The organism is Streptomyces sp. RLA131, assembly GCF_056270125.1.
Genome location: NZ_JBWDOQ010000002.1, coordinates 2,776,771 through 2,801,407 on the forward strand (window position 1 = coordinate 2,776,771; position 24,637 = coordinate 2,801,407).

17 protein-coding genes are annotated in these 24,637 nt (G+C 71.5%); 7 read left to right on the forward strand and 10 right to left on the reverse strand.

Annotation, left to right across the window (positions count from 1 at the left end; all coding sequences use genetic code 11):
- Nucleotides 1-14 precede the first annotated feature (14 nt).
- Nucleotides 15-845: a DUF3097 domain-containing protein gene (locus tag RWE79_RS13660; protein WP_475940342.1), complete on the forward strand. Its 831-nt coding sequence runs from the start codon at nucleotides 15-17 to the stop codon at nucleotides 843-845.
- Here RWE79_RS13660 and RWE79_RS13665 read toward each other — a convergent pair.
- From RWE79_RS13665 to RWE79_RS13675, 3 genes are all read right to left on the reverse strand, one after another.
- The gene (locus RWE79_RS13665; protein ID WP_475940343.1) at nucleotides 823-1,410 is read right to left on the reverse strand and encodes a Uma2 family endonuclease; all 588 of its coding nucleotides are present in this window, start codon (nucleotides 1,408-1,410) and stop codon (nucleotides 823-825) included. The two genes, RWE79_RS13660 and RWE79_RS13665, sit on opposite strands and share 23 nt — an antisense overlap.
- Before the next feature lie 112 nt (nucleotides 1,411-1,522).
- Nucleotides 1,523-2,764 (reverse strand): radical SAM family heme chaperone HemW, encoded by a 1,242-nt coding sequence (gene hemW / locus RWE79_RS13670; protein ID WP_475940344.1) that lies wholly within the window; start codon nucleotides 2,762-2,764, stop codon nucleotides 1,523-1,525.
- Between the two features lie 21 nt (nucleotides 2,765-2,785).
- Entirely contained in the window at nucleotides 2,786-4,636 is a 1,851-nt protein-coding gene (locus tag RWE79_RS13675; protein WP_475940345.1) for a SpoIIE family protein phosphatase, read from the reverse strand.
- Nucleotides 4,637-4,878: 242 nt separating this feature from the next.
- Between RWE79_RS13675 and RWE79_RS13680 the strand changes: the two genes are divergently transcribed.
- Complete coding sequence (locus RWE79_RS13680) at nucleotides 4,879-8,868, forward strand: HAMP domain-containing protein (protein WP_475940346.1); 3,990 nt, start codon at nucleotides 4,879-4,881, stop codon at nucleotides 8,866-8,868.
- Complete coding sequence (locus RWE79_RS13685; RefSeq protein ID WP_475940347.1) at nucleotides 8,865-9,434, forward strand: response regulator; 570 nt, start codon at nucleotides 8,865-8,867, stop codon at nucleotides 9,432-9,434. Before RWE79_RS13680 ends, RWE79_RS13685 begins: the two co-directional genes overlap by 4 nt.
- An 87-nt stretch (nucleotides 9,435-9,521) precedes the next feature.
- Here the strand turns inward: RWE79_RS13685 and RWE79_RS13690 are convergent, their stop codons facing one another.
- The 3 genes from RWE79_RS13690 to lepA form a co-directional block, all read right to left on the reverse strand.
- A complete protein-coding gene (locus RWE79_RS13690) occupies nucleotides 9,522-11,399 on the reverse strand; it encodes an AMP-dependent synthetase/ligase (protein ID WP_475940348.1) in 1,878 nt (625 codons plus the stop codon).
- A gap of 215 nt (nucleotides 11,400-11,614) precedes the next feature.
- Nucleotides 11,615-11,869 carry a hypothetical protein gene (locus RWE79_RS13695; protein ID WP_475940349.1) on the reverse strand — a complete coding sequence of 85 codons (255 nt, stop codon included), beginning with the start codon at nucleotides 11,867-11,869 and terminating at the stop codon, nucleotides 11,615-11,617.
- 235 nt (nucleotides 11,870-12,104) lie between these two features.
- Entirely contained in the window at nucleotides 12,105-13,970 is a 1,866-nt protein-coding gene (gene lepA, locus RWE79_RS13700) for a translation elongation factor 4 (RefSeq protein ID WP_475940350.1), read from the reverse strand.
- Between the two features lie 209 nt (nucleotides 13,971-14,179).
- Between lepA and rpsT the strand changes: the two genes are divergently transcribed.
- Both rpsT and RWE79_RS13710 read left to right on the forward strand, forming a co-directional pair.
- Entirely contained in the window at nucleotides 14,180-14,446 is a 267-nt protein-coding gene (rpsT, locus tag RWE79_RS13705; RefSeq protein WP_475940351.1) for a 30S ribosomal protein S20, read from the forward strand.
- A 286-nt stretch (nucleotides 14,447-14,732) separates the two neighbouring features.
- Entirely contained in the window at nucleotides 14,733-15,674 is a 942-nt protein-coding gene (locus RWE79_RS13710) for a hypothetical protein (protein ID WP_475940352.1), read from the forward strand.
- 64 nt (nucleotides 15,675-15,738) lie between these two features.
- On the opposite strand, the gene holA is transcribed toward RWE79_RS13710, so the two are convergent.
- The gene (gene holA / locus RWE79_RS13715) at nucleotides 15,739-16,722 is read right to left on the reverse strand and encodes a DNA polymerase III subunit delta (protein ID WP_475940353.1); all 984 of its coding nucleotides are present in this window, start codon (nucleotides 16,720-16,722) and stop codon (nucleotides 15,739-15,741) included.
- Nucleotides 16,723-16,770: 48 nt separating this feature from the next.
- On the opposite strand from holA, the gene RWE79_RS13720 reads away from it, so the two are divergent.
- On the forward strand, nucleotides 16,771-17,025 hold the full coding sequence (locus tag RWE79_RS13720) for a hypothetical protein (protein ID WP_475940354.1): 255 nt from the start codon (nucleotides 16,771-16,773) through the stop codon (nucleotides 17,023-17,025).
- 287 nt (nucleotides 17,026-17,312) lie between these two features.
- The gene (locus RWE79_RS13725) at nucleotides 17,313-18,719 is read left to right on the forward strand and encodes an APC family permease (protein ID WP_475940355.1); all 1,407 of its coding nucleotides are present in this window, start codon (nucleotides 17,313-17,315) and stop codon (nucleotides 18,717-18,719) included.
- A gap of 259 nt (nucleotides 18,720-18,978) precedes the next feature.
- Here RWE79_RS13725 and RWE79_RS13730 read toward each other — a convergent pair whose 3' ends face one another.
- The 3 genes from RWE79_RS13730 to RWE79_RS13740 form a co-directional block, all read right to left on the reverse strand.
- Nucleotides 18,979-20,823 carry a bifunctional metallophosphatase/5'-nucleotidase gene (locus RWE79_RS13730; protein WP_475940356.1) on the reverse strand — a complete coding sequence of 615 codons (1,845 nt, stop codon included), beginning with the start codon at nucleotides 20,821-20,823 and terminating at the stop codon, nucleotides 18,979-18,981.
- A 137-nt stretch (nucleotides 20,824-20,960) separates the two neighbouring features.
- Entirely contained in the window at nucleotides 20,961-23,399 is a 2,439-nt protein-coding gene (locus RWE79_RS13735) for a ComEC/Rec2 family competence protein (RefSeq protein WP_475945791.1), read from the reverse strand.
- 410 nt (nucleotides 23,400-23,809) lie between these two features.
- Nucleotides 23,810-24,610 (reverse strand): ComEA family DNA-binding protein, encoded by an 801-nt coding sequence (locus tag RWE79_RS13740; RefSeq protein WP_475940357.1) that lies wholly within the window; start codon nucleotides 24,608-24,610, stop codon nucleotides 23,810-23,812.
- Between the last annotated feature and the right edge of the window lie 27 nt (nucleotides 24,611-24,637).

Below are 24,637 nucleotides of genomic sequence, written 5' to 3' on the forward strand. Positions count from 1 at the left end.
ATACGATCTGACGCATGCGCAGCAGGAGTTACGGTCCCGACCTCACCCCGCCCTGGAAGAAGAGCGCCCCCGCGCCCGAGGCCGCCGCCGAGCCCGGCCTGGTCGTCGAGGAGGCCGCCACCGGCTTCTGCGGGGCCGTCGTGCGCTGCGAGAAGTCCGCCGAGGGGCCGACCGTGACCCTGGAGGACCGGTTCGGCAAGCACCGCGTCTTCCCCATGGTCCCGCGCGGCTTCCTGCTCGACGGCCAGGCCGTCACCCTCGTCCGCCCCTCCCCCGGCGCCCCGCGCACCCCGGCCCGTACCGCCTCGGGCTCGGTCGCCGTCCCCGGTGCGCGGGCCCGGGTCGCCCGCGCCGGGCGCATCTACGTCGAGGGCCGTCACGACGCCGAGCTGGTCGAGCGCGTCTGGGGCGACGACCTGCGCATCGAGGGCGTCGTCGTGGAGTACCTGGAGGGCGTCGACGACCTCCCCGCGATCGTGACCGGGTTCGCCCCCGCACCGGACGCCCGCCTCGGCGTCCTGGTCGACCACCTGGTCCCGGGCAGCAAGGAGTCCCGTATCGCGGACCGGGTCACGGGCGCCGACGTCCTGGTCGTCGGGCATCCCTACATCGACGTCTGGGAGGCCGTGAAGCCCTCCTCCGTCGGGATCCCGGCCTGGCCGTCGGTGCCGCGCGGCCAGGACTGGAAGACCGGCGTGTGCCGGGCCCTGGGCTGGCCGGAGAACACCGGCGCCGCCTGGCAGCGGATCCTCGGCTCGGTCCGCAGCTACAAGGACCTGGAGCCGGCCCTGCTGGGGCGGGTGGAGGAACTGATCGACTTCGTCACGGCCGGCGGTGCCTCTTGACGGGGGGCAGGGTCTGGAACCCGGCGGTCTCCAGCTTGACGCCGAGCAGGTCGAGCGGAACGGGAGCACCGAACTTGAACGTCCGCTCCGTCCGGTAGTCGGCGTCCTCCCCCTTGCCGATCGGATCCGTGAGCACCACGGAGTGGGCCGCCATCGGGTCGATGATCAGGTAGACGGGAACCTGGCCCGCCGCATAGATGGAACGCTTCTCGCCGTAGTCGCGGTCGACGCTGCTCTTGGAGACGACCTCCATCAGCAGCGTGACAGCAGGAGCCGGAATCAGCCGCCCGGGACCGTCGAACGCACCGAGTTCCATCACCACAAGATCCGGCTGCGGCTCGCTGCTCTCGCCCGGGATGGAGATGTCCTGGGTCTGAAGGCGCTCCCAGCGGTCGTGAGGGATCTGGTCCTGAACGGACCGGACGATCCGGTTGTGGACCACGTCGGGCCCCGCCATCATCACGATGTCCCCCCTGAGGAGCTCAGCCTTGAAACCCTCGGGAACCTCCAGGTTCTCGAAGATCTCGGCGACATCAGTGATCAGTCGGTCATCCACAGCGGTCATCTCCGTGGCCCTCCGCTTCCCGCCGCCGCAAGTACGGCAGCAGCCTACGAACAGCGTAGGCAGCCGCACCGCGGATCCGCACGGGTTCACTCCGGGGAGTGATCGCGGCGGGTCAGTCGACGAGATCCCGTACGACCGCGTCGGCGAGCAGCCTGCCGCGCAGGGTGAGGACGGCGCTGCCCCGGGCGTAAGGGGCACTCTCCAGGAGGCCGTCCCTTACGGCCCGCTGCGCGGCGGCCGCGCCGGCCGGCTTGAGGAGGTCCAGGGGGCACCCCTCCACGAGCCGCAGCTCCAGCAGGATGCGCTCGACCCGGCGGTCCTCGTCCGCCAGGACCTCGCGGCCGGCGCCGGGGGTGCGGCCCTCGGCCAGGGCCTGGGCGTAGGCACCGGGGTGCTTGACGTTCCACCACCGCACGCCGCCCACGTGGCTGTGGGCGCCGGGGCCCGCGCCCCACCAGTCGGCGCCGCGCCAGTAGAGCTCGTTGTGGCGGCAGCGGCCGGCCTCGGAGGCCGCCCAGTTGGAGACCTCGTACCAGGCGAGACCGGCGGCGGACAGCCGCTCGTCGGCGATGAGGTAGCGGTCGGCGTGGACGTCGTCGTCGGTCATGGGCACCTCGCCGCGCCGGATGCGCCGGGCGAGCTGGGTGCCCTCCTCCACGATGAGGGCGTACGCGGAGACATGGTCCGGGCCGGCGCCGATCGCGGCGTCCAGGGAGGCGCGCCAGTCGTCGTCGGTCTCCCCCGGGGTGCCGTAGATCAGGTCGAGGTTGACGTGGTCGAAGCCCGCCGCCCGCGCCTCGGCGACGCAGGCCTCGGGGCGGCCGGGGGTGTGCCGGCGGTCCAGGACCCGCAGGACGTGCTGCCGGGCGCTCTGCATGCCGAAGGAGACGCGGTTGAACCCGCCCTCGCGCAGCGCGGACAGATAGGCCGGGTCCACGGACTCCGGGTTGGCCTCGGTGGTGATCTCGGCGTCGTCGGCGAGCCCGAACTCGTCGCGGATCGCGGCCAGCATCCGCACCAGGTCGTCCGCGGCGAGCAGGGTCGGTGTGCCGCCGCCCACGAAGACGGTCCGCACGGCCCGCGGGTCGTCGCCGAGCACCTTGCGCGCGAGGCGGATCTCCTCGACCAGGGTGTCGGCGTAGTTGTCGCGGGAGGCCAGCACCCCGCCGCTGCCGCGCAGCTCGCTCGCGGTGTAGGTGTTGAAGTCGCAGTACCCGCACCGCGTCGCGCAGTAGGGGACGTGCAGATAGAACCCGAGCGGGCGGTCCCCGGCACCGGTGAGGGCGGCGGGCGGCAGCGCGCCGTTCTCGGGCAGGGGCTCGCCGTCAGGCAGTACGGAAGGCATGTCACCCATTGTCCGGCACGAGGCCGGTGATCATTGCGCCTGGAGGACGAGGAGTGCCAGGTCGTCGTCGGGCGGGCTGGCGTCGTAGTCGTGGACGGCCCGCCGGATCCGTTCGGCGACGGCGACCGCGCCCAGTCCCGCGCAGGCGGCGAGCGCGGCGGTGAGGCCGTCGTCGTCGTCGAACTGGCGGTTGCCGTTGCGCCGCTCGGTGACGCCGTCGGTGACGCACAGCAGGGTGTCGCCGGGGGCGAGGTCGAAGGACTCGCTGAGGTACCGGGCGTCGTCGGTGATGCCGAGGAGTATCTGCGGGGCCGCGACGGGCCGTACCGCGCCGTCGGCGGCCGACAGGACCAGCGGCAGCGGGTGCCCGGCGCTGGCGAGGGTGCAGCGGGCGCCCCGGCCGGCCTGGTACGGGACGATCTCGCCGTACAGCAGGGACAGGAACCGCGGTGGTTCGGCGCCGAGGGAGACGGCGGCCGCCGCGGCGGCCTCGTCGGCCAGGGCGCGGTTGAGGCGGTCCAGGACCTCGGCGACGTTGTAGCCCTCGCGTGCGAGCAACCGCATGACCGGACGGGCGAGCCCGGTGACGGCCGCCGCCTCGGGGCCGCTGCCCTGGACGTCGCCGAGGGCGAAGCACCAGCGGTCGCCGCCGGCCGGGAAGAGGTCGTAGAAGTCGCCGCCGACGACATCGGCGCCGGTGGGCTCGTAGACGATGGCGGTCTCCATGCCGGGGATGCGCGCGATGGTGGCGGGCAGCAGACCGCGCTGGAGCACCTGACTGATCATGGCCTGGCGGGCGTACTGCCGGGCGGTGCCGACGGCCAGCGCCACCCGCCGGGCGAAGTCCTCGATGAGGCCGATGACCTCGTCGGGGATGCGCATGAGGCCGGTACGCCCCAGCAGCAGGGTGCCGTGGCAGCGGCCGCCGACGATGAGCGGGCAGGCGAGCGCGGCGCCTCCGGGGTCGAAGGGGTCGTCGGTGGCGGGCCACGGCCAGGGCACCGCGCCGGCGCGGCCGGCGGTGGCGGGGAACGCCGGCGGGTTCTTCTCCAGAGCCGTGCGCAGGTTGTCGATGCGGTTCTCGGACAGGTGCCAGACGCGGGCAAGCCGGGGCTCGGTGGTGTCGGCGCCGGGGCCGGGGCCCCCGGGGTTGAGCCAGACCGCGCACCAGTCGGCCAGCCGGGGCACCAGGAGCTGGCCGGCGAGCGCGGCGACCAGGTCCTCGTCGAGCTGGCCGGCGAGCAGGTCGGAGGCCTCGGCGAGGAAGGACAGCGAGCCGCGGCTGATCCAGTCGCTGTCGTGCCGCCGGAAGGCGCGCTGCGGGGAGGGGGCGAGGATCTCGGCGGCGCGCAGGTCACGGGCGAAGCCGCGGTCGCCCCCCTTCCCGGCGGCGGCCGGATCCCCGCTCTCCCGGGCGTGGGCATGGGCATGGGCGTCCGCGTCGGCGTCCGCGTCCGCGTCGGGGAGGGCGAGCCGGCACCAGATGGTCTTGAGGTCGCGGCGGTAGGTGATCCCCCACTCCTGCGAGAAGGCCGCGACCAGCTGGAGCCCGCGCCCTCCCTCGCGCCCCTCACGCTCCATTTCGACGGGGTTGCGGACCATCCGCGCGGGGTGGTGGTCGGACACCTCGATGACCAGAGCCCGCGGCGCGTCCAGGCGGCACAGCACCTCGGCGGTCGTACCGGCGTGGATCACGGCGTTGGTCACCAGTTCGCTGACGAGCAGCACGGCGTCGTCCACGACCCGGTCGCCCGTGCCGTCGGTGGGCCATACCTCCCGCACGGCCCACTCGGCGAGCGCGGCCCGCACGAACCTGCGCGACGCGGAAGCCGCGAGCTGGTTCCCGGGCAGGCTGGTACGGGAAACGAACTCGCGCGGCATGCAGTCTGGCCCCACTGTGCGGCTCCTGAGCAGATCCGGCATTGCGCCCTTGGCGACAGGGCCAGCGTGACAGACTGAGCCCGCTCGTACGCACCGAGTCACCAAAGAAGGCCGTGATGGCTCTTAAATCGGCTGTTCCCGCCCCTAATTCCCCTTCTTCCGCACGAGTACGGCAACGGGGCGAAGCCGCAGCAGCACCGCAGGATCCCTCGGTCCCCGGGCTGAGACCGCTGCTGACCGCCATGCGGGCCCTGGCCGACGGGGACTTCCGGGCCCGGCTCGACGGCCCGCACGACGCCCCGTACGAGGGCCTGATGGCCGAAGTGGCCGAGGTCTTCCACCAGATCACGGCCCGGGAGCGGCACTTCGCCGGCGAACTGGCCCGGGTGCGGCGCGAGGTGGTGCGCCACGGCAGACTCGACGAACGCCTCTCCCCCAGCCCCGGCCAGGGCTCCTGGGCGATGAACGTGCAGGCCGCCAACACCCTGATGGACGCGCTGGTCATCCCGGCGGCCAACGCCACCCGGGTGCTCGACGCGGTCGCGGGCGGCGATCTGACCCAGCGCGTGGATCTGCACGACGGCAGCCGCCCGCTCCGCGGTGATCTGCGGCGGCTCGGGCGGGCGGTGAACCGGATGGTGGACCAGTTGTCGCTGTTCACCGGCGAGGTGACCCGGGTGGCCCGCGAGGTGGGCACCGAGGGACGGCTGGGCGGCCGGGCGAAGGTCCAGGGTCTGTCGGGCAGTTGGCGCGATGTCACCGAGGCCGTCAACACGATGGCAGCCCGGCTGACCGCCCAGGTGCGGGACATCGCCGTGGTGACGACGGCGGTGGCGCGCGGTGACCTGACCCGTCAGGTCACGGTGGAGGCGACCGGCGAGCTGCTGGAGCTGAAACTGACCGTCAACACGATGGTCGACCAGCTGTCGGCCTTCGCCGACGAGGTGACCCGGGTCGCCCGCGAGGTCGGCACCGAGGGCCAGTTGGGCGGCCGGGCACAGGTCCGGGGCGTCAGCGGGGTCTGGAAGGACCTCACCGACAACGTCAACTTCATGGCGTCCAACCTCACCTCCCAGGTCCGCAACATCGCCCAGGTCACCACCGCCGTCGCCAACGGCGACCTCAGTCAGAAGATCACGGTCGACGCGCAGGGCGAGATCCTCCAGCTCAAGTCGACCGTCAACACGATGGTCGACCAGCTGTCCGCGTTCGCCGACGAGGTGACCCGGGTCGCCCGCGAGGTCGGCACCGAGGGCCAGCTGGGCGGCCGGGCACAGGTCCGGGGCGTCAGCGGGGTCTGGAAGGACCTCACGGACAACGTCAACTTCATGGCCGACAACCTCACCTCCCAGGTCCGCAACATCGCCCAGGTCGCGACGGCGGTCGCGCAGGGCGATCTGGGCAAGACCATCACCGTCGAGGCCAAGGGCGAGATCCTGGAGCTGAAGTCCACCATCAACACCATGGTCGACCAGTTGTCGGCCTTCGCCGACGAGGTGACCCGGGTCGCCCGCGAGGTCGGCACCGAGGGCAATCTCGGTGGTCAGGCGCAGGTCCGGGGCGTCAGCGGGGTGTGGAAGGAGCTCACCGACAACGTCAACTTCATGGCGTCCGACCTCACCTCCCAGGTCCGCAACATCGCCCAGGTCACCACCGCCGTGGCCAAAGGTGACCTGTCGAAGAAGATCACGGTCGACGCGCGCGGCGAGATCCTGGAGCTCAAGGACACCGTCAACACCATGGTCGACCAGTTGCGCGCGTTCGCCGACGAGGTGACCCGGGTGGCCCGCGAGGTCGGCACCGAGGGCCGGCTCGGCGGCCGGGCGCAGGTGCTGGGCGTCAGCGGGGTCTGGAAGGACCTGACCGACAACGTCAACTTCATGGCCGACAACCTCACCTCCCAGGTCCGCAACATCGCCCAGGTCACCACCGCCGTCGCCAACGGCGACCTGTCGAAGAAGATCGACGTGGACGCGCGCGGGGAGATCCTGGAACTGAAGACGGCCATCAACACGATGGTCGACACCCTGTCCTCCTTCTCCTCCGAGGTGACCCGGGTGGCCCGTGAGGTCGGCAGCGAGGGCCGGCTCGGCGGCCAGGCCCGCGTCGAGGGCGTCTACGGCACCTGGAAGCGGCTCACCACCAACGTCAACGAGCTAGCGTCCAACCTCACCACCCAGGTCCGTGCCATCGCCGAGGTCGCCTCCGCCGTCGCGCAGGGCGACATGTCCCGCTCCATCAGCGTGGAGACCCAGGGAGAGGTGGCGGAGCTGAAGGACAACATCAACCTGATGGTGTCCAACCTCCGCGAGACCACCCGCGCCAAGGACTGGCTGGAGTCCAACCTCGCCCGCCTCGCCGGGCTGATGCAGGGCCACCGCGATCTGATGGAGGTCGCCGACCTGATCCTGCGCGAGCTGACCCCCCTGGTGAACGCCCAGTACGGCGCCTTCTTCCTGGCCGAGACCGAGCGGACCGAGGACAAGGGACTGGCGTTCATCGCCGGTTACGGCTCCGCGCAGAGCTCGACCGTCGACACCCCGGGCATGCCCGGCCACGGCCTCGTACGGCAGGCGGCGATCGAGAAGAAGCGGATCCTGGTGGAGGAGGCCCCGCCGGACTACATCACCATCGGCTCGGGGCTCGGCGAGGCCGCGCCGGCCAGCGTGGTCATCATCCCGATCCTCTTCGAGGACCAGCTGCTGGGCGTCATCGAACTGGCCTCCTTCTCCCGCTTCTCCGATGTCCATCTGGCCTTCTTCGACCAGTTCGTCAGCACCATCGGCGTCGCCATCAACACCATCATCGCCAACTCCCGTACCGAGTCACTGCTCGGCGAGTCCCAGCGGCTCGCGACGCAGCTCCAGGAACGCTCCGACGAACTCCAGCGCCAGCAGGCCGAGTTGCAGCGCAGCAACGCCGCGCTGGAGGAGAAGGCGGCCCTGCTGGCCATCTCCTCCCAGTACAAGTCGGAGTTCCTCGCCAACATGTCCCACGAGCTGCGCACCCCGCTGAACTCGCTGCTCATCCTGGCCCGGCTGCTGGGCGACAATCCCGACGGCCGGCTGTCGGACCAGGAGGTGCAGTTCGCGACCACCATCCACCGCTCCGGCTCCGACCTGCTCCAGCTGATCAACGACATCCTCGACCTGTCCAAGATCGAGGCCGGCCGGATGGACGTACGCCCCAAGAAGCTGCCGCTGATCAAGCTGCTGGACTACGTCCACGCCACCTTCCGCCCCATCACCCTCGACCGGGGGCTGGCCTTCGAGGTCTGCGTCGGGGAGGGGGTGCCGCGCGAGATGTACTCCGACGAGCAGCGGGTGCAGCAGATCCTGCGCAACCTGCTGTCGAACGCCATCAAGTTCACCTCCCAGGGCCTGGTGGAGCTGCGGGTCTCCCACTGCGAGGGCACCGCCGGCGGCACCGGTGACGAGGAGCAGCTGATCGCCTTCTCCGTCAGGGACACCGGCATCGGCATCGCGCCCGACAAGCTGCCGGTCGTCTTCGAGGCCTTCCAGCAGGCCGACGGCACCACCAACCGCAAGTACGGCGGCACCGGGCTCGGCCTGTCCATCAGCCGTGAGATCGCCGGGCTGCTCGGCGGCCGTATCGTCGCCGAGAGCGAGCCGGGCCGGGGCTCGACCTTCACCCTGTACGTCCCCGCGGTGTACTCGGCCGACCCCGACCGGGCCGGTGAGCACGAACCGGAGCAGGCCGCACAGCCGGCGGACGCCCTCCCCCACCAGGAGCCCGGCTGGCCCACCACCAGCAAGCTGGAGGAGTGGCGCGGCGGCCGGCCCGGCCGGGTCCTGCCCGGCCACCGGGTGCTGATCGTCGACGACGACATCCGCAACGTCTTCGCCCTGACCCATGTCCTCGGGCGGGTCGGCATGCCCGTCCTCTACGCCGAGAACGGCCGCGAGGGCATCGAGTCCCTGGAGCGCAACCCCGATGTCTCACTGGTCCTGATGGACATCATGATGCCCGAGATGGACGGCTACGAGACCATCGAGGCCATCCGCCGCACCACCTGCTGGGCCGGTCTGCCGATCATCGCCCTCACCGCCAAGGCCATGCCCGGCGACCGCGAGAAGTCCATCGCCTGCGGCGCCAACGACTACGTACCCAAACCGGTGGACGTCGACCGGCTGCTCAGCGTGGCCTGCGCTCTGCTCGACCCGGAGTCCGGCGACGGCACACCCACGGGGCCTGCGGGGCCCGCGTCATGATCGGATACGGCGACCCGGCGGGCATCCTGCTCGTCGACGACCGCGAGGACAACCTGATCGCCCTGGAGGCCGTGCTCGGCTCGCTCAACCAGCCCCTGGTACGCGCCCGTTCCGGCGAGGAGGCCATGAAGGCGCTGCTGCGCCAGGACTTCGCCGTCGTCCTGCTCGACGTCCTGATGCCCGGCATGGACGGCTTCGAGACCGCCGCCAACATCAAGCGGCTCGACCAGACCAAGGACATCCCGATCATCTTCCTGACCGGCAACGACCTGGACACCAGCTTCGCCTTCCGCGGTTACGCCACCGGCGCCGCCGACTACCTCACCAAGCCGTTCGACCCCTGGGTGCTGCGCGCCAAGGTCACCGTCTTCCTCGACCTGCACCGCAAGACCCGCCAGCTGCGCGAACTCCTCGCCGGGGACGCCGAGATCACCCGACGGCTGACGGCCGTGGAACGGCAGCTGTCCGGCGACGACCGTGCCGACGTCGCCGAACTCGGCCGCCGGGTGGCCGCCCTGGAACGGGCCTTCCGGTCCCTGTCGGCGGAACGCTCGGCGGGCGCGTGACGCCCGCGCGTGACGCCCGCGCACGCCCGCACGGGCCGCCGGCGGCCGGGGAGCCGCGCCCGGCGCCGCTCCCCGGCCGCCGCGCCGTCAGGCCTCCCGGGTACCCGCGTACATGTCGTCGATCAGCTCCTTGAACTCCCGCTCCACGACCGGCCGCTTGAGCTTGAGGCTGGGCGTCAGGTCGCCGTGCTCGACGTCGAGGTCGCGGGGCAGGACGCGGAAGGTCTTGATCTGCTCCCAGCGCTGGAGCCCGTCGTTGACCCGCCGCACATAGCCGCCGATCAGCTCACGGACCTGCTCGGAGGTGACGACGTCGGCGTAGGGCTTGCCGCCCAGGCCGTTCTCCTCGGCCCAGCCCAGGATGGCGGGCTCGTCCAGGGCGAGCAGCGCGCTGCAGAAGTTGCGGTCGGCTCCGATGACCAGGACGTTGCTGACGAACGGGCACACCGCCTTGAACTGGCCCTCGACCTCGGCGGGGGCGATGTACTTGCCGCCCGACGTCTTGATCAGGTCCTTCTTGCGGTCGGTGATCTTCAGATAGCCGTCGGCGGACAGCTCGCCGATGTCCTCGGTGTGGAACCAGCCGTCGGACTCCAGCACCTGTGCCGTCTTCTCCGGCAGCCCGTGGTAGCCCTCCATGACGCCGGGGCCGCGCAGCAGGATCTCGCCGTCCTCCGCGATCCGGACCTCGGTGCCCGGGAAGGGCTTGCCGACGGTACCGGTGCGGTAGGCCTCGCCGGGGTTGAGGAAGCTCGCGGCGCTGGTCTCGGTGAGACCGTAGCCCTCCAGGATGTGGATGCCGGCGCCGGAGAAGAAGTAGCCGATCTCGGGCGAGAGCGCGGCGGCGCCGGAGATGCAGGCGCGCAGCCGGCCGCCGAAGGCCTCGCGGATCTTGGCGTAGACCAGCTTGTCTGCGACCGCGTGCCTGGCCGCCAGGCCGAAGGGGGCGCTCGCCCGGCCGGTGCGCCGGAAGTTGTCCTGGGAGATCTTGCCGTACTCACGGGCGGTCTCGGCCGCCCACTTGAAGATCGAGTACTTCGCGCCGCCGGCCGCCCGGGCCTTGGCCGCGACCCCGTTGTAGACCTTCTCGAAGATCCGGGGCACGGCGGCCATGTACGTAGGCCGCACCACCGGCAGGTTCTCGATGATCTTGTCGACCCGGCCGTCCACCGCGACGACGCCGCCGACCGTGATGTGCCCGGCGATGAGCACCTTGCCGAAGACATGGGCCAGCGGCAGCCACAGGTACTGGACGTCGTCCTCGGCGAGCAGGTCGACGGCCTGGATCGCGCGTCCCATGTACGACCAGGCGTCCTGCCGCAGCCGCACACCCTTGGGGCGGCCGGTGGTGCCGGAGGTGTAGATCAGGGTCGCGAGCTGGTCCTTGGTGAGCGCGGCGACCGCGTCCGTCACGGCGTCCGGGTTCTTCTCCAGGTACGCCGCCCCGCGCTCCTCCAGGCCGTCCAGGGTGAGGGCCCAGCCGTCGTCGCCGAGCTCGGCGCCCTCGGGGTCGATCACCACCACATGGACCAGCTCGGCCAGCTCGGACCGCCGCTCACGGACCTTGGCCAGCTGCGTGGCGTCCTCGGCGATCAGTACCCGGCTGCCGGAGTCGGCCAGGATGAAGGCGGTCTCGGCGGCGCTGGTGGTCGGGTAGACGGTGGTGGTGGCCGCCCCCGCACACAGGATGCCCAGGTCGGAGAGGATCCATTCGAGCCGGGTCGCGGCGGCGATGGCCACCCGCTCCTCCGGCCGTACGCCCAGGTCCATCAGACCGGCCGCTATGGCGTGGATCCTGGTCGAGGCCTGCTTCCAGGTCAGCGCGTGCCACTCGTCCGGGCCGCCGTCCGCCGCCGGTACGGGGTAGCGGTACGCCTCGGTGTCGGGCGTCGCCGCGACTCGCTCCAGGAAGAGCGTCGCCACAGAGGGCGGCCGATTCTCGATCAACGTCTGCGTGTCCGTCACGACATCCTCCGGGAGCCCGCCTCTTTACTGAGTTAACTCGCGAGTAACCATCGAGTCGTGATCAGGGTAGAGAAAGGAAACCCGCTTGGTAAGAGGCTACGGGCGCCGCGATACAACCGTGACGAGTGAGGTGCGTGACATATACACACACCTCGCGGACCGGCAGGCGACCGGCAGGCCCGCCGCGACGCGCGGCGGACCCGCCGTCCCGGGCATCAGCGGCCGAGCGGCAGGCCACCGACCATCGGGGACGTGCCGCCGGTCTTGGAGACGCCGCCCAGCAGCTCGCCGGTCTTGCCGGAGACGACCTTCAGACCGTTCTTGGTGATCGCGTCCTTGGCGTCCAGGAGCTTGGTCGCGCCCTCGCCCAGCGGCACCGTGCCGCTGTCGGCGAACGCCGGCGCGGCGGCCGCCGCACCCAGCGCGATCATGGAACCGGCGACGATCGCGGCGGCCTTCGTGTACTTCACTTCAGTTCCCCTTCCGCAGCGGCGCCCGTCGCCACTGTCACCATGAGTAACGGTCGTGACAGCGCGCCAGAAACCGCGCCCGGCCGGGTTTTTCGCCATTCACCCGAATGCCGTACCGGATACCCGCTCATACGAAGGACGCCTGTCCGTTCATCGGACAGGCGTCCTTCGTGCGAGCCGGCTGATGGCCGGGAGCGGGCCGGGAGCGGGGCCGGGGCCTGCCCGGGGCCGCGCGCTACTTCTTCTTCGACGAACTCTCGTCGCTGGAGAGCACCGCGATGAAGGCCTCCTGCGGGACCTCCACCGAGCCGACCATCTTCATCCGCTTCTTGCCCTCCTTCTGCTTCTCCAGCAGCTTCCGCTTACGGGAGATGTCACCGCCGTAGCACTTGGCGAGGACGTCCTTGCGGATGGCGCGGATCGTCTCGCGGGCGATGACCCGGGAGCCGATGGCCGCCTGGATCGGCACCTCGAAGGCCTGCCGCGGAATGAGCTCGCGCAGCTTGGCGACGAGCCGCACGCCGTACGCGTACGCCGCGTCCTTGTGCGTGACGGCGGAGAAGGCGTCGACCTTGTCGCCGTGCAGCAGGATGTCGACCTTGACCAGGCTGGAGGCGTGCTCGCCGGTGGGCTCGTAGTCGAGCGACGCGTAACCGCGGGTCTTGGACTTCAGCTGGTCGAAGAAGTCGAAGACGATCTCGGCCAGCGGGAGGGTGTAGCGGATCTCGACCCGGTCCTCGGAGAGGTAGTCCATGCCCAGCAGCGTGCCGCGGCGGGTCTGGCACAGCTCCATGATCGAGCCGATGAACTCGGTGGGCGCGAGGATCGTGGCCCGTACGACCGGCTCGAAGACCTGGTCGATCTTGCCCTCGGGGAACTCGCTCGGGTTGGTGACCGTGTGCTCCTTGCCGTCCTCCATGATCACGCGGTAGACCACGTTGGGGGCGGTGGCGATCAGGTCGAGGCCGAACTCGCGCTCCAGGCGCTCGCGGATCACGTCGAGGTGCAGCAGGCCGAGGAAGCCCACCCGGAAGCCGAAGCCGAGGGCCGCGGAGGTCTCCGGCTCGTAGACCAGCGCGGCGTCGTTGAGCTGGAGCTTGTCCAGCGCCTCGCGCAGGTCCGGGTACTCCGAGCCGTCCAGCGGATACAGACCCGAGAACACCATCGGCTTGGGGTCCTTGTAGCCGCCGAGCGCCTCGGTCGCGCCGTTGACGAGGGAGGTGATCGTGTCACCGACCTTGGACTGGCGGACGTCCTTCACACCGGTGATGAGGTAGCCCACCTCGCCGACACCCAGGCCGTCGGCCGGGGTCATCTCGGGCGAGGAGACGCCGATCTCCAGCAGCTCGTGGGTGGCGCCGGTGGACATCATCCTGATGCGCTCGCGCTTGTTGAGCTGTCCGTCGATGACACGGACGTAGGTGACGACACCGCGGTAGGAGTCGTACACCGAGTCGAAGATCATCGCGCGGGCCGGGGCGTCCTTGACGCCGACCGGGGCCGGGACGTCCCGGACCACCCGGTCGAGCAGCGCGTCCACGCCGACACCGGTCTTCGCGGAGACCTTGAGCACGTCCTCGGGCCGGCATCCGATGAGGTTGGCCAGCTCCTCGGAGAACTTCTCCGGCTGCGCGGCCGGCAGGTCGATCTTGTTGAGGACCGGGATGATGGTGAGGTCGTTCTCCATCGCCAGGTAGAGGTTGGCCAGCGTCTGCGCCTCGATGCCCTGGGCCGCGTCGACCAGCAGCACCGTGCCCTCGCACGCGGCGAGGGAACGCGAGACCTCGTAGGTGAAGTCCACGTGGCCCGGGGTGTCGATCATGTTCAGGATGTGGGTCTTGCCCACGTCGTCACCGGTGTTCGGCGCCCAGGGCAGCCGGACCGCCTGCGACTTGATCGTGATACCGCGCTCACGCTCGATGTCCATCCGGTCCAGGTACTGGGCGCGCATCTGCCGCGAGTCCACCACACCGGTGAGCTGGAGCATCCGGTCGGCGAGCGTCGACTTGCCGTGGTCGATGTGCGCGATGATGCAGAAGTTGCGGATCAGCGCCGGGTCGGTACGGCTCGGCTCCGGCACGTTCGAAGGGGTCGCGGGCACGCAGGGTCCAGTCTTGGTCGGATCAACAAGCGGATCTCTTGGTCGGAGCAACGTCACCGATGTCCGAGTGTCGGCCTCCATAGTCCCATGTTCGCGGCCCGGCATGGGTTTGGGACGCCGACAGCGTGGCTGGTAGCCTGGAGCACTGTGTCCCGCGCCCTCCGACCCGGGACACTCACCCGGAACAATTGAAGGAAAAGGCTCTCTTCGTGGCGAACATCAAGTCCCAGATCAAGCGGAACAAGACCAACGAGAAGGCGCGCCTGCGCAACAAGGCCGTCAAGTCCGAGCTCAAGACCGCCATCCGCCGTACCCGTGAGGCCGTGGCCGCCGGTGACGTCGAGAAGGCCACCGAGGCCGCCCGTCTGGCCGCCCGGAAGCTCGACAAGGCCGTGAGCAAGGGCGTCATCCACAAGAACCAGGCCGCCAACAAGAAGTCGGCGATCGCCGGCCAGGTCTCCGGCATCAGCGCCTGACCTTCTCGCTCCGCTTCACCGCACGACCTGTTCCACCCGCACCACCAGTACCACCGCTTTGTACGCCGGAAACCGGAATCAGCGGCCCCTCTACCGCCCGGACCAGCACCCACAGCAGCACACGCCGCGCGCGGACGCGTTCGCCACGCGTGCGCGGCACAACCCGAAGGCCCTCGTACCTACCCGGTACGGGGGCCTTCGGCATGATCGGTCCACAGGGTGTGGACAGTAACGATCTGCGCCAAAGCAGTCCCGTGACCAACATCTGCTGCTTTATTGTCACGACATGTCCACGCCGCCTGAGCAGCCGCAGCCGTCCCAGTCACCGCCGCCGTCAGATCCCGTACCCCAGCCGCCCGCACCGCAGCCGCCCGCACCCCAGCCGGCCGCCGCCCTGCCGCCGGCGCCGGTAGCGCCCGTGCCCCAGGGGCCGGCACCGCAGGTACCGGCCCAGCCGAGCGCCTATCCGTACCCCAGCCCGCAGTCCCCGGGCGGCTACGGACCACCGCCGCCGTCCATACCGTCCCAGCAGAACCCGTACGCGCAGCCCCAGCCGGGCCCGTACGCGCCGCCGCCGCCCGCGGGGGCCGGCGGCGGAGCGGGCCGCGCCATCCTGTGGGCCGTGGTGGGAGCGGTGTTCGCCTCCGCGCTCTGGGCCGGCGGCGTCTTCCTCCTCGGTGGCGACGACAGCCCGTCGGCCGATCTGCGCGGCTACGAGACCAAGTCCGACCTGTGCGCGGTGGTCGACTACTCCTCCTTCGAGAACGAGTACCCGGAGGACGACACCGACCCCCTGCACAAGACCCTCAAGGCCGATGCCCTCGACGAGAGCTACTGCAGCATCGGTCTGAAGAAGTCCGGCTCGTCCTACTCCGACGCGTACTTCTCGGTCCAGGTCGACCTCCACAAGGCCACCGACCCCGCACCCGAGTTCAGCGCGCTGTGGGAGAACTACGGCGACCGGTACGAGGACTACAAGGTCGAGAAGATCAGCGGCTTCGGCGACGAGGCGTACCTCGTCACCGAGGACACCACGACCGGATCCAGCACCAGTGGCACCCGGGCGGCGACGCTGGCGGTGCGCGACGGCTGGATGACGTACCAGATGACGTACGACGCCTATCTGTCGTCGTACGACACCGACAAGGACCCGCCGGAGATCTCCGAGGTCACCGAGTGGCTCAAGACGGACAGCCGGTCCACCCTGGAGAAGCTCAAGACGGCCTGACGTCGGGCCCCGCCGGCGCCGTGCGGGCGCGGCCTCCCGGGCCAAGCCGGGCCACCCGCCCGGCTCAGCGCCGGCGGGCCGCCCGCGCGATCGTGACGACCGCCTTCTCCAGCGCGTACGCCGGGTCCGCGCTGCCGCCCTTGACGGCCGCGTCGGCCTCGGCGACCGCGCGCAGGGCGTCGGAGACCCCGTCGCCCGTCCAGCCGCGCATCTGCTGGCGTACCCGGTCGATCTTCCACGGGGGCATGCCCAGCTCCCGGGCCAGCACGCCGGGATTGGCCCCGCGCGGGGCCGACGCCAGCTTGCCGATCGCCCGCACACCGCTGGCCAGGGCGAAGGTGATGCCCGGCAGCGGCTGCCCGACCGCGAGCGCCCACCGCAGCCGCTCCAGCGCCTCCGCCGCCCGCCCGGTCACCGCCAGGTCGGCCACCTCGAAGCCGGTCGCCTCGGCCCGCCCGGTGTAGTACCGCGCCACGATCGCCGCGTCGATCGTGCCCTCCACATCGGCCACCAGCTGCGCGCAGGCGCTCGCCAGTTCCCGCAGATCGCTCCCGATCGAATCCACCAGCGACTGGCACGCCTCCGGCGTCGCCGACCGCCCCAGCGCCCTGAACTCCCCCCGTACGAAGGCCAGCCGGTCCGCCGGTTTCGTCATCTTCGGGCAGGCCACCTCGCGCGCCCCGGCCTTGCGCGCCGCGTCCAGCAGTCCCTTGCCCTTGGCTCCGCCGGCGTGCAGCAGCACCAGCGTGATCTCCTCGAAGGGCGCGACGAGATACGCCTTCACGTCCTTGACCGTGTCCGCCGACAGGTCCTGCGCGTTCCGCACGACCAGGACCTTGCGCTCGGCGAACAGCGAGGGGCTCGTCAGCTCCGCCAGCGTCCCCGGCTGCAGGGCCTCGGGCATCAGATCCCGGACATCGGTGTCCGCGTCGACGGCCCGCGCGGCCGCCACCACCTGCCGCACCGCACGGTCGAGCAGCAGATCCTCCTGCCCCACGGCGAGGGTGAGCGGGGCGAGCGGGTCGTCTGTCGCACTGTTCCTGGCCATCGCCGACCAGCATCGCACGAGCCTCGGACACCCCGGCACAATGTCCGCGTGCACCATGTCCTCGTACTCCCCGACCGCGACGCGGCGGAAGAGACCGCCGCGGAGGCGGTACAGCGCTTCGGCCTGCCCGGCACCCCCCGCCTGATCCGTGATGCCCTGGCCGGCGAGGACGACGCCGAGGACGCCCAGTGGCTCGTCGTCATCGAGGACGAGGACGGCCGCCTGGACCCCGCCGCGCTCGAAGCCCTGGCCGAGGAGCTCGACGGCTGGACCGAGAAGCCCTTCAGCCCGTCCGGCGACTGAGGACAAGCGCGGGCGTGGGGGACGGTGTCCGGGATGCGAGACCGGACCCGATGGCGGACGGGCCGTGGCTATTCTGATTCTGGAGTGAGCAGAACGGCATCCATGGCCGGTCTCCTCAAGGGTTTACGGGTATTAGCGGGAATTCAGCTTCGGATTTCGTTGCATGAGACCTCTTGACGGGTTGTTGACGCCCGGGGTTTCATGCCGGGACGGAAGCACATATTCCGCTCCATGTTTTCCTTGACCGGAGGCGGTAGCCCCCTCAGCCCGAGTCGATCGGACCCCGCATGACCGACACGCTCCAGCCCCCGCATTCGCCGTTGGCGCCGCCGATGGACGCGCCCAAGGCCCTGACCCGGTCGATCGGCGTGGTGGGCGGCACGTTGCTGACGCTCTCGTGCCTGACTCCGGCCTCGTCGCTCTTCGTGATCGTGCCGCCGCTCTTCGCCGACCTGGGCACCGGCACCGCGCTGACCATCGTCATCGCGGCGGTGCTGTGTGTCGCGGTGGCGTTCTGCTACTCGGAGCTGGGGACGCTGATCCCCAGTGCGGGCGGCGAGTACGCGATGGTGGGGACGCTGGTCGGGCGGCTGGCGGGGTGGATCGTCTTCGTACTGTCGCTGATCGTCGTGATGATCGTGCCGCCGATCATCGCCCTGGGCACCGGCGAGTACCTGGAACCGATCATGCACGTCAACGGCCAGCTCGCGGGCGCCGGGGTGATGCTGCTCGCGACGGTCATGGGCCTGCTCGACCTGCGGGCCAACGCCTGGATCACCGGCATCTTCCTGGTGCTGGAGGTCATCGCGGCCGGCCTGGTGGCCGTCCTGGGCTTCTCGCACAGCCAGCGTTCGGCGTCGGTGCTGCTGCACCCGGTGACGGACGCGGGACACGGCATGAGCTCGGCGGTGACGGCGGGCACGGTCGTCGCGGGACTGGCGATCGCACTGTTCGTGCTGCAGGGGTTCAGCACGGCGGTGTACCTGTCGGAGGAGATGGAGAACCCGAAGCGGACCGTGTCACGGACCGTGCTGTGGACGCTGGGCATCGGCGCGGCCGTCGTGATCGTCCCGACCATCGCGATCACCGTCGGCGCCCCCGATCTGCACAGCCTGGCGGAAGGCAACCTGTCGGCGCTCGTGCGGGGCTGGAGCAACTCGGCGGTCGGTACCTTCATCAGCCTGTGCATCGCGCTGGCGATCATCAACGCGGGCATCGTGATGGTGATCCAGAACTCGCGCGTGCTGTACGCGTCGGCGCGCGACCGCGCCTGGCCGCGGCCGGTCAACAAGGCCTTCGGCCGCCTCGGCGGCCGCTTCGCCTCGCCGTGGGTGGCGACCCTGGCGGTGGGCGTGCCGGGCGCGGTGCTGTGCTTCGTCCCGGTCGAGACGCTCAGCGGTGTCACGGGCGTGGCGGTGGCCGCGATGTACGTCGTGGTGGCGGTGGCGGCGCTGGCCTCACGGCGCGGCCCCCACGCGAAGCACCAGGCGTGGCGGATGCCGCTGTGGCCCGCGGTGCCGCTGCTGCTGATCGTGGTGCTGGTGTACGTGCTGACGCAGCAGACGACCCAGGACCTGCTGATCACCGGCGGGATCGTGGCGGTGTCGTGCCTGTACTGGCTGCTGTACCTGCGGCCGAGGCAGGACACCCGCTGGGTGATCTCGGTCCCGGAGGAGCAGTTGGGGCTGGACTGAGCCGGATCCCGCAACGGACCGGCCCGAACCGGACCGGCCCGGACCGGATCGGACCGGACCGGATCGGACCGGCAGGGCCTCAGCGCCGGCCGCTGAAGGTGCGGCGCAGGTCGTCGACCCAGCCGCCGTGGATCGGCACGGTCGCCGGCGAGCCGGCTCCGGATCCGCTGCTCGGGCGTGCTGACGCCGGGCGGGTCCTCTCCTCCTCGGGCTCCCGGGCCGGCGGCGGTGTGCCGCCGCCGGCCCGGGAGAGGCCCGGCTAGAAGACGGGAGTGCCGGCCTGCGTCAGCTTCCAGTTGTCGGTGAAGAAGACCGACGGGTCGATCTCGCCGGCCGTGACCGCGTAGTCGATCAGCAGCTGACGGATCTCCTGACCGCCGTTGTAGACGATCTCGGCCGAGGCGATGTGCGGGTAGCCGCTGCCGCCGGACGCCCGGTAGTTGTTGACGGCGACCACGAAGACCTGGGTCTCGTCGATGGCGGCGCCGTTGTACTGCAGGTTGGCGATCCGCGAGCCCGAGGGCTGCGCGATGTCGATGTCGTACGTGAGGCCGAGGGCGACGTCGTAGGTGTAGTCCCAGCGCGTCGTGCCGCCGGAGGTGCTGTTGGTGAGGGTCGCGGTGTCGACGGCGGTGCCGGCCGGGACCCGGTTGTAGTAGGCCGCGGCGAACTCCAGGTAGTCCTTGAGCTGGGCGCCGGTGAGCTTCTTGCCGTAGAGGGTGTTGTCGTAGATGTAGAGGCCCGCGATGTCGCGGATGGAGACATTGCCCGCCGGGATGTCGGCGGTGCGGCTGAAGGGGGCGGCGACGGAGACGACGGGCAGCGAGGCGTCGTCGCCGGTGAGGCCGGCCTTGACGGTCGCGGCCTGGACGTAGTTGATGAAGTCGATGATCGCCGTGTCCTTCCAGCACGAGTCGACCCCGGACATCTCCTGCGTACAGGTGCCGATCGTCTGGTTGACGTATGCCACGACCTTGTCGTGGTCCGCCGTCAGCAGCTTGACGATCTCCGGGTCCTCCTCGACCGCGTTGGCCTTGAGGACGTCGGAGGTGACGGAGGTGACGTGCCACCTGCCCTTGCTGAACTCCACCTCGAAGTCGAAGACCGACAGGCGCTTGCCCCAGCAGAAGGGCTCGGACAGCACGACGTCCTTGCCGGTGGTCTCGTTGGTCACCTTGTAGGTGGGGACCTCGACATGGGTGTGGCCGACCAGGATCGCGTCGATGCCGGGCACCTGCTGGGCGACCAGGTTCGAGGCGTTCTCCACGTACGGCAGGGCGTCACCGTAGGAGGTGGAGCCGTCGAGGCCGGAGTGGTCGGTCAGGAAGACCACGTCGGCGCCGAGCGCGCGCACCTTGGGGACGTACTTGGCCGCCTGCTCGACCAGGCCGGGGAAGACCATCTTCCCGGAGACGTTGTCCTTGTCCCAGATCGCGATACCGGGGTTGGTCAGGCCGATGATGCCGACCTTGACCGGCGGGCGGCCCGGGACCGGGATGCACTTGATGACGTAGGGCGGGAAGGCCGGCTTGAGCGTCTTCGCGTGCAGCGCGTTGGCGCCCAGCAGCGGGAACTTGCACTGCTCCTGGAAGGTGCGCAGCAGCGGGATGCCGTAGTTGAACTCGTGGTTGCCCAGCGCCGCCGCGTCGTAGTGCATGGCGTTCATGGCGGCGGCCATCGGGTGGATGGGGCCGCGCTTGCCCTTGCTGCCGGTGATCGGCTCGACCTTGGCGTAGTAGTACGCGAGCGAGGTGCCCTGGATGATGTCGCCGGCGTCGACCAGCAGCGTACGGTGGGCGCCCTTCTCCTCGCGGACCTGCTTGACCAGGCTGAAGACCTTGGCCAGCCCGATGTCGTCGTTCTTGGAGTCGGTGTACTCCGCGTTGGTGTAGTAGTCCCAGTTGAAGACGTGGCTGTGCAGATCCGTCGTCCCCAGGATCGAGAAGGAGTACGTCTTCGGGGCGTGCTCGCCCTTGCCGCCGTTCTTCTTCTCTGCGGCGGCCGCCTGCGGCGCGGCAACGACCGCGCCGGCCGTCCCGGCGAGCGCGACCCCCGCCCCGGTCGCGGCCGAGCGGTTGATGAAGTCTCTGCGGTTGATGGGCACTTGACGCCTCCGAAGGCCGGGTTCACTGCCGTTCACACGATGTAACGCGCGTAGACTTACATCCCGGCGGGTATCTGCGTAAGGCCTTTTACGTTTCTGGCAGGTCAAGGGAGCGTATACACGGCATCGGTGAGACCTCATGAGCCTTTCCCCTCCCGGGCGGCGCGCAGCTGATGCGGCGTTCCCGTGACCGCGATCGGGCCATCGGTGTCGGTGCGCAGGACGGTGGCGCCCAACGCCCGGAGCGCGTCCACGGTGCGGGGCGAGGGATGGCCGTAGGGGTTGCCGACGCCGCAGGAGATGAGCGCCAGCCGGGGGCGCAGCCGGGCGAGCAGGGCGGGGTCCTGGTAGGCGGAGCCGTGGTGGGCGACCTTGAGGACGTCGACGCGGGGCAGCCCGGGGGTGGCGGCGAGCAGCCTTTGCTGGGCGGCCGGTTCGAGGTCGCCCAGGAGCACAAGGGTGAGGCCCGCGGTGCGGACCAGCAGGGTGATGCTCGCGTCGTTGGGTCCGTCGTCCGGGAGGGCGCCTGGAGCGGGTGGGGGTGGCCAGAGCACCTGCCAGTCCAGGGTGCCCAGCCGACGGTGCTCACCGGCGGTGGCGCTGACGACCGGGATGCCCGCGACGGCGGCCCGGCGGCGCACGAAGGCGGCCTGGCCGGAGGGCTCGTAGAGGGTGGTGGTCTCGATCGCACCGACCCTGCGGCCCCGCAGCACCCCGGGGAGGCCGTCCACATGGTCGGCGTGGAAGTGCGTGAGAACCAGCAGCGGGATGGTCGTGATCCCCAGGGAGCGCAGACAGCGGTCGGCGAGTGCGGGATCGGGACCGGTGTCGATGACGACGGCGGTGCCGGTGCCCTCGCCCGCCGACAGGACCAGGGCGTCGCCCTGACCGACGTCGCAGGCGACCATGCGCCATCGGGGCGGCGGCCAGCCGGTGAGGGCGCCGGTCAGCGGAACCGGGCGCAGGACCGCCAGCAGGAGGAGCAGCGCGGCCGCGGCGCACAGCCAGGGATGCCGGGACAGCCGGCGGCCCAGGAGCACACCGGCCACGGTGAGCGCGGCGAGCAGGGCCGCGCCCGGCCAGGTGCCCGGCCAGTCGACGGTCGCTCCGGGCAGCCCCGCGCCGTGCCGGGCGACCACGACGATCCAGCCGGTGGGCAGGCCGGCCAGCCACGCCAGGGCCCGGGCGGCCGGCATCGCGACCGGCGCCACCACGAGAGCCGCGAAGCCGAGCACCGTGGCCGGGGCGACAGCAGGCTCCGCCAGCAGGTTGCAGGGCACCGCCACAAGGCTCACCCGGGCGGCCAGCACGGCCACCACCGGTGCGCACACCGCCTGTGCGGCCGCCGCCGCGGCGAGGAGCTCCGCCGGGCGGGGCGACACCCCTCGGCGCTGCAGAGCCGCGCTCCACCGCGGGGCGAGGACAAGCAGGGCGCCGGTGGCGAGGACGGAGAGCAGAAAGCCGTACGAGCGGGCGAGCCAGGGGTCGTTGAGCAGGAGCAGGAGCACAGCCGCCGACAGGGCCGGGAGAAGGGAACGCCTGCGACCGGTGCCGATGGCCAGCAGGGTGATCAGCCCGCAGGCGGCGGCGCGCAGCACACTCGGATCGGGGCGGCAGACGATCACGAAGCCGAGGGTGAGCGCACCGCCGAGCACGGCGGTGACCCGGAGCGGGATGCCCAGGCGGGGTGCCAGACCGCCGCGTTCGGCCAGGATGGCGGTGCCGGGCGGCCCGATGAGCAGCATGAGCAGAATGGCGAGGTTGGAACCCGAGACGGCGGTCAGATGCGTCAGGTCGGTGGCCTCGAAGGCATCGCGCAGCTCGGGCGTGAGGCGCGCGGTGTCGCCCACCACCAGCCCAGGCAGCAGGGCCCTGGCGCCGGGCGGCAGGCCCGCGGAGGCCGTGCGCAGGCCCGCGCGGAGGCGGCCCGCCATGCGCTGGACGGAGGTGGGCGGCCCGGTCACCCGGGGCGGCCCGCGCACCGACAGCAGCGCCGCCACACGGTCGCCCGGACGGGCCGACGGCGTGAGCCGGGCGTTGACGGTGACCCGGGTCGACGGCAGCAACCGCAGCCAGGGCCCGGCCGGTTGGTCGGCGATGACCAGCACCGGGGTGCGCACGGCGGTCGTACGGCCCCGGGCGGTGACGCGGACCGCCTCGGCGTCGACGATCGCGGTCGCGGGTGTACGGGCGGCTCCCCGCACCCGGGGTCGGAGGATGCGTGCGTCGCCGGTGAGCCTCAACTCGACCGTGGCGCGGGCCTGGTCGGCCGCCAGAGCGGGCAGGGGGCCCCGGTGCAGATCGGCCGCGTGCAGGGCGGCGGCACCGGCGGCTGCCGCCGCGCAGAGCAGAACGGTCACCGTGGCCGCCGTCAGCCCGGCAAGCGGGCGCCCTGAACCGCGTCCGGCCCCCGGGGCCACCCACGCGCCGGCCGGCCGCGACCTTCCGGGCGGTGGCGCTGAGCCAGGCGCCGGCGAGCCGGCTCCCGAGCGGCCCTCCGGAGCCACGACGCCGGCCCCACCGGAGGCGGGCCGCCCGGAACCGCGGGACGGGGTGACCCCACCACGAGGGCACATCCCGTCCAGGGCATCCCCCACACCCGGAACGGGCCGCCCAGGACCACCGGCCGGCGCCGCGACGCCGTCAAGCACAGCGCCGTCATCGCGGCACACCCCGTCCACGGCCTCCCCCGCACCCGGGACGGACCGCCCGGGGCCACCGGCCGGCGCGGCGGAGCCCGCGTGGGAGTGGCGGCGTCGGGAGAGTGCGAGCAGGAGGGCCGCTGTCGCCACGGCTGCCGCGCATGCCACCGCCACCGCTGTCCCGGGCACGGCCAGTGCCCAGGCCGCCGCGAGCCAGGCGGCGATGGCGGGCGGGACCAGGCGGTAGTCGGGTGGACCCTCCTGGTGGGGGTGGGACGCGCCACGCGGGGACGCGGCGGTGGCGTGGACGGCGGGCCGCGGGGCCGGGAGGGCGTCCGGCGCGGTCATGGGACGACCAGCGGCTTGAGATCGGCCAGGCGCCGGTCACCGATACCGGTGACCTCGTCGAGCTGGTCGACCGAGGTGAAACCGCCGTGCTGGGTGCGGTAGTCGACGATGTGCCGGGCCAGGACCGGGCCGACGCCCGGCAGCGTCTCCAGCTGCTCCGGGGTGGCCGCGCTCAGGCTGACCAACGCGCCGGTCGCCCCCGGCGCCGGTACCGGGACGCCGACGGCGACCTGTTCGCCGTCGGCCACGAGCCGGGCCAGGTTGAGCGCGCCGGTGTCGGCCCCCGGCAACGCGCCGCCGGCCGCCTTCACCGCGTCCGCGACCCGCGATCCCGTCGGGAGCCTGCGCACGCCCGGCCTGCGCACCTTGCCGGTGACATCGACGACGACTTCGCCCCGCCGCGCCCCGGCCGGCACCGGCGGCCCCTGCGAGGGCACCGGCCGCACGGCTTCCACCGCCGCCTCCGGGACCGTCACCGGCTCCGGCCGCCCCGACCAGAAGTGGTACGCCGCGAAGGCGACCGCCGCCACCAGCACCACGGTCAGGGCCGCGACGGTCCTCGGCTCGACCCCGCACCGTACGCACAGCCATGCCCGTAACCCGGCCGGGGGCGGGGCCGGGGGCGGTGTTCCGGCGGGACTGTCCCGGGGCAGGGGCGGGGACAAAGGCACGGGGTTCGCCGACTCGGGCTCAACCGGCGGAGCCTGCACGGGTGGTGGGTCGAAGAGCGCGGCGGCACGCTCGCGGAGCGCGGCCGGATCGGGGTGCCTGCGGAGCAGGGTTCGCGTGGGTGCCATGCCATCGACGGTAAGCAGAATCTCGCG